8 protein-coding genes are annotated in these 13982 nt (G+C 49.1%); 4 read left to right on the top strand and 4 right to left on the bottom strand.

The window, feature by feature from the left end:
- Positions 1-120: 120 nt before the first annotated feature.
- On the bottom strand, positions 121-2976 hold the full coding sequence (locus ACIS_RS03490) for a hypothetical protein (protein ID WP_012880820.1): 2856 nt from the start codon (positions 2974-2976) through the stop codon (positions 121-123).
- Positions 2977-3205: 229 nt separating this feature from the next.
- Between ACIS_RS03490 and ACIS_RS03485 the strand changes: the two genes are divergently transcribed.
- The 4 genes from ACIS_RS03485 (at position 3206) to ACIS_RS03470 (ending at position 6650) form a co-directional block, all read left to right on the top strand.
- Positions 3206-4273 carry a UDP-N-acetylglucosamine--N-acetylmuramyl-(pentapeptide) pyrophosphoryl-undecaprenol N-acetylglucosamine transferase gene (locus tag ACIS_RS03485; RefSeq protein WP_012880819.1) on the top strand — a complete coding sequence of 356 codons (1068 nt, stop codon included), beginning with the start codon at positions 3206-3208 and terminating at the stop codon, positions 4271-4273.
- Between the two features lie 150 nt (positions 4274-4423).
- Positions 4424-4990, top strand: coding sequence for an elongation factor P (gene efp, locus ACIS_RS03480; protein WP_012880818.1), 567 nt, complete (start codon positions 4424-4426; stop codon positions 4988-4990).
- A gap of 2 nt (positions 4991-4992) precedes the next feature.
- Positions 4993-5754: an inositol monophosphatase family protein gene (locus ACIS_RS03475; RefSeq protein ID WP_012880817.1), complete on the top strand. Its 762-nt coding sequence runs from the start codon at positions 4993-4995 to the stop codon at positions 5752-5754.
- A gap of 41 nt (positions 5755-5795) precedes the next feature.
- Positions 5796-6650: an RluA family pseudouridine synthase gene (locus tag ACIS_RS03470; RefSeq protein ID WP_238523250.1), complete on the top strand. Its 855-nt coding sequence runs from the start codon at positions 5796-5798 to the stop codon at positions 6648-6650.
- Between the two features lie 375 nt (positions 6651-7025).
- Here ACIS_RS03470 and ACIS_RS03465 read toward each other — a convergent pair whose 3' ends face one another.
- The 3 genes from ACIS_RS03465 to ACIS_RS03455 form a co-directional block, all read right to left on the bottom strand.
- Positions 7026-8396, bottom strand: coding sequence for a PleD family two-component system response regulator (locus tag ACIS_RS03465; RefSeq protein ID WP_012880815.1), 1371 nt, complete (start codon positions 8394-8396; stop codon positions 7026-7028).
- Positions 8397-8649: 253 nt separating this feature from the next.
- A complete protein-coding gene (gene tatB, locus ACIS_RS03460) occupies positions 8650-9012 on the bottom strand; it encodes a Sec-independent protein translocase subunit TatB (RefSeq protein WP_012880814.1) in 363 nt (120 codons plus the stop codon).
- Positions 9005-13813, bottom strand: a complete 4809-nt coding sequence (locus ACIS_RS03455) for an NAD-glutamate dehydrogenase (protein WP_041651232.1) — start codon at positions 13811-13813, stop codon at positions 9005-9007. The genes tatB and ACIS_RS03455 overlap by 8 nt, the downstream gene beginning before the upstream one ends.
- Positions 13814-13982: the final 169 nt, after the last annotated feature.

Here is a 13982-nt window from a genome sequence, read left to right as displayed (position 1 = left end):
CTTTAGAATTTTGCCGTGCTTGATAACAAACTGTGTGCTGCACAACCAGCACCGTTACCGGGTAGCTGTGCAGCACTATGTACCCAAGCCAAGCTTAGTACATCGGAGTAGCTACAGCGACTAACGCGCAGCTCCCCTTACGGGAGGGGTACCAGAAGGGGACTCAAACCCGCGTATCAAAGAAGAAACATGCTTGCCCTTCTTGGTCTGCGCCTCTCCGCCTTCAGACCAAGGGGTTGATGCGGAGGTGCCTTCCTTTTTCGCCGATGCAGGGGATTTGCCTCCCACTGCTTCTCGCTTGCTCATACCATGTGCACTTTGCTCTCCTGCAGACGCCGTATCTGGGAAGGTAGTTGCACTTCCAAGAGCTTTCTGAGCGCCGGAATGGCCGCCGATAACTCGCTCGGCCTGCTGTGTCGATTGCCGCTCTGCCAGCATTCTTTCCAGAGTTGGTATGGCCCCTGCAAATGCAGGGTTTGCACTGATTTTAGAAACTCTTGCCGCATTGGCATCAGCTGCTCCAGACCCGGGGGCGGCACTGCGCTTCTGAACGGAGGCCTGTCTCGCAAGAGTCTTTGAAGCCGCAGTTACTGGCTTCTCTATGTTTGACGCGCCAATCCTGTTTCCAAGCACTTTTTGTAGCTCATCCGCAAATGCTGGATTTCTGCTGTTGATGCCCTTATGAGTGGACTGCTCAGGTGCAGCACTCTGTTTTTGTGTCGCCACACTTGATTGCGTAATGCCGCTGTCCATGCTTGGTGCACTCCGCCCCGTCGCTTTGGTGTTTGCCCTTTCTTGCGGTGCAGTGCTGGACTTGGCCGCATTGCCTCTTAGTGGACTAACGTCCGTTTGCGCGGTAGCAGGGGATTTAGCAGTAGTTACCTTAGATTTTCCTGCCTTTACGGTCTCCCGCGCAGGTGCGCTATTGCTTGCAAGCAAGGTGTCCAGTTGGCTGGCAAATGCGGCTCTTGCTTCACGTGTTTGAGAGATGCTACTGCGTATGTCCTGAATTTCGCGCGCAGTACTTTCTGATTGGGCAGAACGTTGCGTGTTCTGTGAGCTGCTCTCGGGCGTGGAGCTGACTTTGCCTGCCAGCATCGCCTTTCTTTGTTGAACGCCAGGTACCACATTTTTGCTGTACTCAGGCATACTGCTCATGTTCTGCAGCACAGGAGAAGATTTTTGCTCCCCAGCACCAAGAGTTTTGCTTGAAGTTGCTACCGGCGCAGCTACTGGCTTTGATGCGGATGTTACTGAGCGTCTAAAAGGTTGCGCAGTCATGAGTTTAGCAGAAGCCAAAGCGGAGTCTGTAGTTCTTGCAGTAGCACTTTCTGATTGGGCGAAGCGTTGTGCACCTTGTGGGCTGCTCCTCTCAGGTGTGGAGCCGATTTTACCCGCCAGCATCGCTTTTCTTTGTTGGATGCTAGGTACACCATCTTTGCTGTGTTCATGCACACTGCCCATGTTTTGCGGTACAGGGGAAGATGTTTGTGCCTTTGTGCCACCAAGAGCCTCCCTTGGAGCCACTGTCGACGCAGTCACTGGTTTTGGTGGAACCGCTGGCTTCAGTGAAGATGTTGCTGGGCTTCTCAGAGGTTGTGCAGCTGCAGATTTAGCAGGCGCCAAAGAGGAGTCTGCAGTTTTTGCAGCAGAGCTTTCCGCTTTGGTTACTGGTGCAACAGCTTTTTGTGCTGGTTGCTGTGCACTAGGCACACTGCCCACATTGCCAAGAGCAGCTGATTTTTGTTCTCCAACGTTAAAGACCTTTCTTGGAGCTGCTACTGGCGGAGTTACTGACTTCAACGTTGCCGCTTCGCCTCTGAATGGTTGTGCAGTTACAAGTTTGGCAGAGGCCGTGGTGTGGCCTGTGGTTTTTGCAGTGGAACTTTCCGCTTTGGTGACTGGTGCAACAGCTTTTTGAGTTGGTTGCTGTGCACTAGGCACACTGCCCACGTTGCCAAGAGCAGCGGATTTTTGTTCTCCAACGTTAAGAACCTTTCTTGGAGCCGCTGCCGGTGCAGCTGCTGTTCTTGGTGGAACTGGCGGCTTTGGCGCGGATGTTGCCGGTTTTGCACTGGCTGCGAATTGCTGCTGCGCTACAATCTGTGAGTTTCGCGGAGTATCATACGTCGGTTCTCGGCTAGCTGCGGCGTTTTGGGCTACAGGTTGTAAGTTCCGTGGAGTATCATACGCTGCTACTGGGTCGGGGACGTCGTATATTGACCCATTTATGACCACTTGCTGAGATCCTCTGTTCCCGGCTTGCGTGCCTTTGGGTGCGGAGCTTGTGGTTTGCGAAGCAACGGTTGGACCCTTAGCTGTGCCCGCGCGTTCTTGCTGAAATTGGTCTATGTTCTCATATACCGGCTCCGCAATACTGTCTAGTCTTCCTATGGCGCCGTTGAGTTCCCCTCCAGGGCGGAATTCAAAATCACTACTTGCTGATGTTGATGATGCACGTGACCTTACAAAGGCGTCGAATTCATCTCCGCCTAGAAGATCCTCCACTGGGGCCCAATGTTTTATGTAGGCCGGCTCTTCGTCGAGGTCAGAAACACCCAATGGATTAGTATACCACGACGATGATGTCTTCGATGGTGGAGAAAATGGTTCCAAAGAGGGTGCCTGCTCTTTCTTAGCGCGCCTATCAAAGGCAGTAACTGCCTTTTTGACCACGGCTTTTATTCCCTTGCGAACGGAGGTTCTGCTTGAGGAGGTGGAAGCACCGGAGTCAATGCTTGGATCACTGCTCGCAGTGCTACTTCTTGAAGAAGAGTCGAGAGTTTCCTTGGAGGATGTATTATCTTTACTTTTTAACTTTTGTTGCAAAGAACGTATACTAGGAAAAATAGGACTTTTTGTCGATGATTTAGAATCAGAAGCCCTTGATTCTTTTATATCGCCATCATATTCGGAAAGTAACGGAATAGTATCTTCAGATATGCTAGACGTCGGTTGTTTAGTTTTCTTTTTCATAAAGATTACCTTTTGTAAAGGATCCGGAAGTTTATTAAAAAATTAATTAAAGTCAATAAATTAATAATTAATATGAATTTCTTTAATAATTTTACATAGGCTCACATTCCAGGATGGGCGTCACTATCGGCGCATGCGGTTTCATGATGTGTTTGGGCGTAAATCATGTAAAATGATGCGGTTTGCTGATGAGCAAGGGTAGTACTTCAGGTACGTAAGGCGCGCATAAGTGAAAAAAATAGTATTGGTAGCTGGAGGTACAGGCGGGCATATCGTTCCTGCGGCGTTTCTCTGTCGAGTTCTTAGCGGTCGGGGCTACAAGTGCGTTTTGTACACAGACCGGTACTTCTTGCCATACGAAGCGAGATTTCCCGACATAAGAAGATACGTCCTGCCTCTTTGTAAGAGGTCGGGAGGAATTGTGCAGCTTTTAAAATTTTGTGTGCTTCTTGCGTACAGTTGCGTACTGTCTTACACAAAGCTGCGCTCATTAAAGCCGGATTTGGTAATCGGATTTGGCGCGTACCCGTCTTTTCCCGTGCTTCTGGCAGCTTGGGTGATGTCAGCGAATGTAGTGCTGCACGAACAAAACTCCGTCATGGGAAGGGTGAATCGTATGTTTGCCGGGTATGCGAAGATAATTGCGTGTGGAATGCCGCTGCGCCAAATAGGCAACAAACTTGTACATAAGGCGGTTTACGTTGGAGTGCCCACCGACATCAAACAGGCCGTAAAGCAAACCTCGGAAGGTAGCTCTATCAACCTAGTAATACTTGGAGGTAGCCAGGGTCTTTGTACATTTGGGAAGATTTTCGCATTAGCTATTGCGGAACTGCCCGCCCATATTAGAAGTAGGGTGTTTGTAACACAACAGTGTGGCAAAGGACAATTGGAAGCAATAACAGAGTTGTACACTGCGCATAGAATCAAGCACCGGCTGGGCAGATTTTTTACTGATATGGAAGACATAATGGGTGCAGCTGACCTGATTATCAGCAGGGCGGGTGCAACCACGATAGCGGAAATCATGGCTGCAGGTAAGCCAGCTATATACGTTCCATACGAACGGTCTTCGTGTAACCATCAGCTACATAATGCCAGGCTGGTAGAGGATTTAGGTGCGGGGTTGTGTGTTGAGGAGCGGACCCTAGATGTCGCAGCAGTTAGAGACATGCTTGCAGGCTTGCTTAATGACCAGAACGGGTTACAAGAGATGTCTTGCAATGCGGCCAGGCATGCTATACCCGATGCTGGGGCGCAATTTTGTGCGGTGGTGGATGAGTTGCTCAAGGGCTAAGCGGCTCCGTATGCGTGCGCGGATACATTAAGAGTTGTGGAGCGCAGGGAGAAAACGGTGCTATCTGTATGCATAAAGAGGGCACGGCCTCTTTTTGCTTGAGTTACTGTGTTCTTAAGCCTAGAATGAGGCCTATTTTCGGGGGGCAGTATGGCTGAGAGGGGTAGCGATATAAGGCCTGGCCAGGTCCTTGATCATAATGGTTCTCTTTACCTGGTAGTGAAGACCATGCACACCCAACCTGGCAAGGGAGGGGCTTACATACAGGCTGAACTAAAAAACCTAAAAACTGGTGCTAAATATCAGGAGAGGTTCCGTTCTGATGGGTATGTAAAACGTGCTATAGTTGAGGAAGTGGAGTATCAGTACATTTTTGGTGATGGTGCCTCGCTCACGCTTATGAACACTACAACCTACGAGCAGGTTTCTATAAGTGCGGACATGCTGGGGGAGAAGGGTGTTTACTTGAAGGAGGGTATCATCCTCACGCTGTCATTTTACCAGGGGCAGGTTATAGCTGCCAGGGTCCCGGATTATGTGGTTTTGGAGGTTGTGGAAACGGAGTCTGTGATCAAGGGCCAGACTGCATCCTCTTCCTACAAGTCTGCTGTGTTAGAAAATGGCGAGCGGATAAGTGTTCCCCCTTTCATAAAGACTGGTGAGCGGGTGGTGGTATATACCGTAGACGATACGTACTACGAGAGGGCGAAAGACTGAGTATGTCTGCGCTTTTTTCTCCCGTTGTCAGTGTGATGCTTAAAGCTGTGCGCAGGTCTTCAAGGGGGCTGGTGCGGGACTTCAATGAGATAAGGTGTTTGCAGCCCTCACACACCGCTGCGGGGGAATTTGCTAGGGCTGCGCATGTCAGATCTAGCAGGATTATCAGCGAGGAGCTTCAGGCCTATAAGCAGGAATGCGAAATACTTTTTGACGATGTTGGCACCATACAGGATCCAAGCAAGCTATTTTGGTTTGTGAGCCCTATAGATAGCAGAACGAATTTCACGAACGGGCTGCCGTATTTTGCTACTGCGGTTGCTCTTGTGAAAGATGAGGAGGTTGTGGCAGCAGTGATTGACGCTCCCGTATTGAGAGAAACATTTTACGCAGACAAAAATCTGGGCTCTTTTGCGGAGAATAACCAATCCAGATACGTTAGACTGCACGTTGCGAAGAGAGAGAGCGTTAACACCGCGTTGGTTGATTTTTCTGCTGGGTGTTCAGACGTTCTGGTGCTGGTTGAAAACCTGGTTTCACAGCATGCTGTGCTGCGTTCCATGGGGTCTGTCATGCTTGGGTTTGCGTACGCATCTTCCGCCTGTTATGATATGGTCATCTATTCCGGAGTCAATGAGTACAAAGCCCGTATAGGTAAGTTGTTCATTGAGGGGAGCAAAGGCAGCATGATAAGCAAGGGTGGGTTACTGGTTGCGGGTAGCTTTTCCCTGTGTGATTTTGTTAAACAGAATTTCTTGCAGTGAGAAGGGAATATCTTGTAGAGGAAGCGTGCTTTGGGGTGCGTGTGGACAGGTACTTGCGTGGCCTGTTACCGGGCGTCACTCAGTCTTTCATAGAGCGGTTGCTACGCAGGGGGGAAATACTGCTGAACAACACAAAGGTCAGGTCGTCTGCACGGGTCAGTAACGGTGATGTGTTAAGCATAAAACATGCTGACCGTATTGTGATGCGCGAAAAAGAAATACGCAGGCTCCAGCATGTGCCGCTTTTGGATCTGATAAGTAACAATATCTTGTATGAAGACCAGAACGTTATAGCGATAAACAAACCTGCTGGTGTAAGTGTGCAGGGTGGCAGCAAGGTTGGGGTTAGTATTGGTGACTTGCTCGATAAGATAAGGCCCGGTGGGTGTTGCCGGATAGTTCACAGGTTGGATAAAGACACGAGCGGTGTGCTTGTGCTAGCGCGCGACCTGGATGTGGCAAGATGCCTGGCACGCGAATTCCGGGAGAGGAGAGTCCAGAAGGAATATATTGCGATTACCAAGGGCGTGCCCCACTCGGCATCGGGAGAGGTTAACACACCCATATTTTACAAGGTGCAATCCGCTACCGGGGAGAGAATGCTCGAGAAGGATGCCAAGACCTTTTTCTCAGTCACGCGGGTTTTGGGGAATTTTGCAGTAGTGTTACTGCGTCCTGTTACCGGAAGGAAGCACCAATTGCGAATTCACATGTCGCAGATTGGATGCCCGATAGTTGGGGATAGCAAATACTGCAAGTGTGGCCCTGTTGAAAAAGAAACACTACACTTGCATGCCTCTCTGCTAACATTTGAGTTAATGGGCCGCAAGCTCAGCATATCTGCTGGTATGCCTGGCTATATGGAGGAGAAGATTAACACACTCTCGCATCCGTAAAAGGGCTGTGCGAGCGCACTTTTGAGCCAGTTGATAACGCATACCTCGGTGCTTCGCGGTGTACCCATTATAAGGTTATAAGGTGCTGAGCTTTTTCGTGGAGTAATACACGTAATAATCGCCGCTACTACAGGGCACGCTATAACGCAATGTTAGGTTTTTGTGCTTAGGTGTTGTAGCGGTGCAACATGGCAGTGCACAAATGCTGCAAACTTGACGGCACCGATGCGCGAGAGGTGACGACCCGCGTTGCTGACTCACATGCGACAAGTTGCACTTTCTTTATGGGGCTAAGACGGGGTGGCCTTACCCGAAACGGGCACCACATGCCGCGGCTCAGGAGAGCTGAGCAACCAGCCTCAAGACGCCGGTGTCCTACTGTCGCCGGTCATACGATACAGCATTTCTTGTCTCCTTGGCGGAGTATAGGCACTTATCCGCCCTATTTAAGAAGTCCTTAGCCTCCTCAGAAGGGCGAAACTCTGCCACCCCGATACTTACGGTTTTGTCAAGCGCGCCTCCGCTTGTGTTGAATGGCTCCTCAGCAACTTTTTGCCGAAGCCGCTCAGCCGCCGTCACGGCTTGATCTATGCCTGTTTCTGGTAATATAACGACAAATTCCTCGCCTCCAAATCTTGCAAGTAGATCAGAGATTCTAATATTGTCGAAAATTCTTTTTCTAAGCTGTTGCAGAAGCTCATCCCCGACAGTATGCCCAAAAGTGTCATTTACCTTCTTGAAATGATCCACGTCTATTATCATAACGGACAGGTCTTTACCCTTATCACGCGCCTCGTTCACAATATTTTGGAAGTGCATGTCGAAGTATCTTCTGTTGTAACACCCAGTTAAGGGGTCCGTGATCGACATCTCTGCGTTGTCTTCCAGATGCATGCGCAACGCGTCCTGATATCTCTTTCTTTTGACCTGCACGTTTGCTCTTGCAAGAAGCTCATTACTGTCTATGGGAGCCATGATATAGTCACTGATGCCAATTTCAAAAGCCCTGCTTAAAATTTCCGTGTCGTCACTCTCATCTAGCAGCACCAGTATGGGAGTGTAACGCGTATTGTTGTTGCTCCTGAAGTTTGAGCAAAGTCTAAGCCCGTCGCCGCCGAAATTTAGATCCACTATGAAGAGGTCGTAGCTCTCCGCATTCTGGAAATTTACGTCTTGTGACGGGTTATCCAATACCGCAGTTTCTTGGAAATACTCCTGCAGCACACTGTTCATATGCTCTGAGCGCACCTTGTCACTATCTAGGATCATAATTTTGGCGTTGGAAATCTGGTTTGCATAGTGCATGATATTCCCATCCACCGAGCTCATTTCTGTGTTGGTTTTGCCTCTAAGCCGTAGCTCGTCCACGAGAATTTTAAACCTGGTGAGTGACCTTATTCTCGAGAAAAGTGCCACGTCGTTTATTGGTTTGGTTAGAAAATCGTCTGCTCCGGAGCTAATCCCATTTACGCGGTTGTCGGTGGTATTATCCAGTGCCGTTACCATTACGACCGGTATATATGTTGTCGCAGGGTCCGCTCTGAGCCTTCTACACGTCTCATATCCATCCATGCCTGGCATCATCACGTCCAGTAGTATTAAGTCCGGATGCTTTTCTCTCGCCAGCTGTATAGCCTCCTCGCCGCTCATCGCAGTGAGCACGTTGTAATATTCTTTGGTGAGCTTTGCCTGCAGCAGCTTCACGTTAGCTATGAGGTCATCCACTACCAATATTCTCGCTGTCATCGTCTTTCTCTACACTCAATCATTGCACATCTCAGGCTTTGCCGTGCACTGCCTGCATTGCGGTTGCCGAACCATCCTGGTGCTACCCCACACCTACGTGCGTACGCCAACCTCGCGGCACGCCGGTGCGCGCTAACCCGGGTGCCACCCTCATTTCTGTTGCAATCCATAGTTGATGGTGGCCGCATGGCTCCCTGCCTTTGCGGGTTGCATCCCTGTTTGCGCGTGAACACACCGCCGGTGTGGCCGCTAGTTACTGTTCATCATGTTTTGCTTGCGCAGGGGCCTCACCTATGCCATTAGACCCTGCCTCCCGAGCATCAGGCGTCTGTGCACTGCAACCGCTGCGCCCTATCACATCACTAACTTCGTAAGCTTCGTATAGAACCCCATCGTCGCCCATTATGCGCCTCTTCGGAACTGCGTAAGTTCCGCTGGCCTGTGTGCCATCGTTGCACGCCTCACGTATGGAATCCCACACTTCCTCCTTAATTTCCACAAATCTTCTGTAATATGCCCCGGCTATTTTCAGTAGCCCGGGAATCTTTTTTGGATCTGTAACCAGGCACCCGACTACCAGAACTAGCACCATTTCCGACAAGCCAACATTAAACATGGTAATCCTTTTCTACAGTAAAGACACTTAACGCTCTGATTATCAACACTAATTTACTGAGATCCAGCTGCGTTGAGTTTATGTCCTCCAAAAACCTATAATACCCGTCCAGTTGATTCTTGTACTGAGTGCACCAGGAATCCACATTCTCCTGCGCCACCGTGTCCCCGCATTTTTGCGCATCCGCTCCCTCGAGCGTCATGTGCTTCACTATGTTCCCGGTAATTATAGACTGATAGTCACTCAGGTCGTCAAGTAAGTTTCTTATAGCTATGCGCTGCCAGTACGGCGAAACCGCGTCCATCTGCATTGCAAGCTCTCTTATACGGCTGAAACTCAGGACAGACCGCAGCCTGAAGTATACCTTGCCCACCGAAACTATGTCAACCCCCGTACTCTCTGCCAGGTGTATTATATCCATGGTAAAAATGGAAAACCGCAGTCCGCCGATCCTTTGCGCTATTTTGGGATCTAAATTTTGCTGCGGAAGGTTATGCAACGCTGTGTTGTAGGATTCCAAAAACTCGCCGCACAAAATGCTTTCCATTTTTTCTTCAATCAACAGGGTTTGTGACGACAAGCTCTCCAGCCTTTTTTCCACATCTACAAACTTGTGCATGTGCCGGAGCAGCCAAAAAGTTGCCTGCCCAACGAACTTCTGCACCTCTCTGATTATTGTGACATAGTCATTCACGTCTATAGTGCCATCAACCCTGTCAAGCTCGCTCCAAATATCTTGTAGGTTATATATTCTAGAGATGGTCACATACACTCTGACAATTGTGTCTATGGTAATGCCCATGCTTTCTATGTGGCTGACGAACACGCAACCCATCCTGTTTACTATGTCGTTGGATATACATGTGGCCAGTATCTCGTGCTTCAACTTGTGCTGCTTTATATACTTCTCAAACCTGCCCCTGATGGACTCAGGGAAGTAGGACAGCAGATACTGAGATTCATAAACGCTGGCCAGACCGTGCTGTAGCAAATTGGATTTTATAATCTCCCCTTTTATGAACGTCCGAGTATATGCTATAAGCACGGCTATCTGTGGGGCGTCAAGCCCCCTGGACTCGGAAATCATTTTCAGGACTTCCTCATCACTGGGTAAGAACTCTATACCCCGGTCCAACGCCTTTATTTTTTCAAGATGCTGCATGATCCTGTGGTGTTGCTCTATGCGCTTTTGTGCCTGTATACACTCCAGCATCAACGTTCTGGTCTCAAGTTTGTTATGGCGCTCCATGAGGATCCCAGGAATGTCGAGCAGCATTTCGTAGAGGATCTTATTGCGTTCTTCCAGGGAGATGAATTTGTCTCTGACGGCCATTTCCAGGCAAATTTTCAGGTTTACCTCGAAGTCTGAGCATATAACGCCGCCTGCGTTGTCGATAAAGTCAGTATTAATCCTACCGCCCTTGGTTGCATACTCGACCCTACCCAGCTGCGTGCAGCCAAGATTACCCCCCTCTATAACCATTGAAGCGCGCAAATCTCCCCCGTCAATCCTGAGCCGATCGTTGGCTTTGTCACCAACAGTAGCGTGGGTTTCCTTGGATGATTTAACATACGTGCCTATACCACCGTTCCAAAGCATGTCTACCGGGGCTTTTAGTATAGCCCTGATCAGCGCTGTGGGAGAGATGCTCTTGTCATCAGTAACCAGCTGGAAGCATTGCTTCATCTCAGGGGTGAGCTCAATAGACTTCGAACTACGGCAGAAAACACCTCCGCCTTTTGATATGAGGTTTGGATTGTAATCCTGCCAAGATGACCCAGGAGTTTCAAACAGGCGCTTGCGTTCCGCGAAACTTTTTTCAGGATCAGGGGAGGGGTCAACGAATATGTGTATGTGATTAAAGGCCCCAAGCAGACATATTTTGTCAGATAACAACATTCCATTGCCGAACACGTCGCCCGACATGTCTCCTATACCGACAGCGGTGAATGTATTTTTCTGTATATCTTTACCCATAGTCCAGAAGTGCCGCTGGGCAGCGACCCATGCGCCTCTGGCAGTGATGCCTATTTTTTTATGATCAAACCCGACAGATCCCCCAGATGCAAACGCATCCCCAAGCCAGAAGTTATACTCTGCGGAGACTTGATTCGCATGGTCAGAAAAAGATGCAGTGCCCTTGTCAGCTGCAACCACCAAGTATGGATCATCGTCGTCATATCTTACTACGCGGTTGGGGGTGACGCACCTATCGTCTATTACATTGTCAGTGATGTCTAATATGCCACGCAAAAAGCTCTTGTAGCACTCGACTGCGCACTCGACGGACCCTAACTTTCTTGCATTACCCTTCAAAACAAACCCGCCTTTGGAACCGACTGGGACAATCACAGAGTTTTTTGTCATCTGTGCCTTCATCAACCCCAGAACTTCTGTACGGAAGTCTTCGGTTCTGTCAGACCACCTTATACCGCCCCTTGCTACCTTCCCACCGCGCAGGTGTATTCCTTCAAACGTGTTTGAATAGACGTAAATCTCCCTGAAGGGGAGGGGGCGAGGAATATCAGGGACTGCGCCAGAATCTAGCTTGAGTGAGAGATAATTTCTGTCATCCTGGTAATAATTTGTGCGCAGAACTGCCAATATCAGGTTGTACATGCATTTTAGTATGTAGTCGTGGACTATGTCTGAGACTTGCGTGAACAACTCGTCAATTGACTTGCGCACGCCCGCCACTTTGGCAGCTCTGTCACCAGATATATCTGGGTCAAACCTAGCTTCGAATAGCCGCACGAACAAACTGACCATGTCAGAATGCTTCCTGATAACTTTCTGTATGTATGCCTGGCTGTAGTTAAACGAGATCTGCTTTAAGTATCTGCTAAGCGCCCTTACAAGCACAACCTCCTTCCACCTCAAGTTTGCCAAAATCACCAAACTGTTAAAGCAGTCATTCTCAGTCTCTCCGGAGAATACCTTCTTCAGTGCTGTTTCAAATTGGTTCTTTACGTTATGGTGGTCGAAAGACTTGCTTGTATTCGCGAGTACGAAGTGGTGCAAACGTACACACTTCTCCCGCACTGTGATGTCATAGCTATGGTGCTGAGACATCTTCGCACCCATCTTCTTGACAACATCCAGCACTCTGGACAAGCGCAGATCTCCCTCCAGTGGCACGTATACCTTCAGCTGGTAGTAGCTGTGGTTTTCAAGGAGGTATAGATCTACTTCGCACTCACCTGTAGGGCTTTCCAGCACTTTGTGAATCTTAAGGATATCATGGCGTGCATTTTCTGGGGTAAAGTGCTCCTGATAGCTGGTAGGAAAGGCGCTGACGTATTCGGAAAAATCGCCATCAAGCCTTTGGGACACCACTTGTTGCAGCCTGTCCTCCCACCGCTTTGCGGATTCTACTACCATTCCCTCGACTTCCTGCGCTGATATGGCATAGGAAGCTGCATTATCAGTTTTGATTGTGAACTGTAGCCTTACTAGGTCAGACTCGTCGTACATATTGTAATGCTGGCCGACGACCTTGCCATCCAAAACTCTTTCCAATACGGCGGCTATCCGGTCAGCCAGCTCTGTGCTGGCACGGTTTTTCGGTATGAAGATAATGCACCCAATAAAGCCGTTTATTACGTCCTTCAACATAAACAGCCTAACTTTTGGGCTGCTAGATAGGGAGAGTATGCCCATGGAGATCTGGAACAAATCTTCTTCAGAAAAGCGCATAAGCTCCTCCCTGGAGAACTTCTGCATTATGGCCATAAGCGCCTTTCCGTTGTGTCCGCTTCTCAAAAATCCAGATCTCTCTTTGACGAGCTCAACCTTTTTTCTTATCACCGGTATGTGGCAGGCGTTTTGAAATTCTACCGAAGAGGTAAAAAACCCGTAGAAGCATCTTTCTTGTTCTATCTCTCCTGCCTTGTCGAACACGCGCAGGCCTATGCAGACCATGTATCCGTATCTGTGCACGTGGGAGACAAAGTTCGATTGCACGACGTACAGCGGCTCCTTCTCTTGTGCTGGGTGGCTCAAAGACTCCTGAGCTTTTCCCCCTAACCTTTGCAAACCCAAGCTACGTTCAGGCTTCAGAGCCAAACTTCCTGACTCTGATCGTTCATATTCGCTGTATCCCAGAAACACGAAGTTATCTTCGCGCAACCATTCCAAGAAGCGGCAAATTTCTTCACGCGATGTGTCCCCCCTCATACCGGACAACAATTCGTCTACCCGGCTCAGCATTGGGTGCCAGTCACCCACGCAGCAGACAACCGCGCGTAGAGCTTGCTTGACTTCTGCCTTGAGCGCACTCTGCAATTCCGTACTTGTAGGACCAACCACGAAGTATGCAACAGACTCGCAAGCACGGTCATCAGCGCAGGATTTATTAGACAACGAGTCAACGCTCACAATCCTGCCACCTTCCCTCTTCAGGAGCAAAACCGCGTTTGTATAGTGGTAGACTGGCAAATTATGCTTCTTTAGCGCGATTATTACGGAGTCTATTATAAACGGCAGATTGTCGTTCGCGGTTTCCACTATTGTCAGAGATTTTTCCGGAAACCCTGGGTGCTCTACCGTGAATACGCGCACCATGCTCTCTTTCGGCTTCCTATCGCCGACAAAATTATACAGATCTTCCGCAATGTTAAGCAAAAACTGGCTGGTTAATTCCACGTCTGTGCTGTAAGAGAAGTTGTAAAACTGCTCTATAAAGCTCTTGAGCAGGATATACTCGCTGGTTGGGGACGGGAACTTTTCCTGCAGAGCCTTTAGCACGGAGGCGACCACGTGCCCCCCGAAGCTGCAAGCACTATCTTCTGGGATGCGCATTACTTTAACGTATCTTAGGAACAAAAAACAACAAGGGGCATACACAACCCACTGAGGGCTAGGATAGCATATACTATACCGATTAAAACACAATTAATTAACCAAACTGGAGCACATATACTCCCCGGATACATGGTAACCATATAACCGGCTATCGTACATAGTAATG

The sequence above is a fragment of the Anaplasma centrale str. Israel genome, assembly GCF_000024505.1.
Lineage (GTDB): Bacteria > Pseudomonadota > Alphaproteobacteria > Rickettsiales > Anaplasmataceae > Anaplasma > Anaplasma centrale.
Note: the sequence above shows the minus strand (reverse complement) of the source record. Positions and strands in the feature narration are given on the sequence as shown.

Coding starts and splice junctions, on each gene's coding strand:
- ACIS_RS03475 (WP_012880817.1), top strand. CDS start 4,993: ATGTCTGCGCTTTTTTCTCCCGTTGTCAGTGTGATGCTTAAAGCTGTG.
- ACIS_RS03490 (WP_012880820.1), bottom strand. CDS start 2,976: ATGAAAAAGAAAACTAAACAACCGACGTCTAGCATATCTGAAGATACT.
- ACIS_RS03455 (WP_041651232.1), bottom strand. CDS start 13,813: ATGCGCATCCCAGAAGATAGTGCTTGCAGCTTCGGGGGGCACGTGGTC.
- efp (WP_012880818.1), top strand. CDS start 4,424: ATGGCTGAGAGGGGTAGCGATATAAGGCCTGGCCAGGTCCTTGATCAT.
- tatB (WP_012880814.1), bottom strand. CDS start 9,012: ATGTTTAATGTTGGCTTGTCGGAAATGGTGCTAGTTCTGGTAGTCGGG.
- ACIS_RS03465 (WP_012880815.1), bottom strand. CDS start 8,396: ATGACAGCGAGAATATTGGTAGTGGATGACCTCATAGCTAACGTGAAG.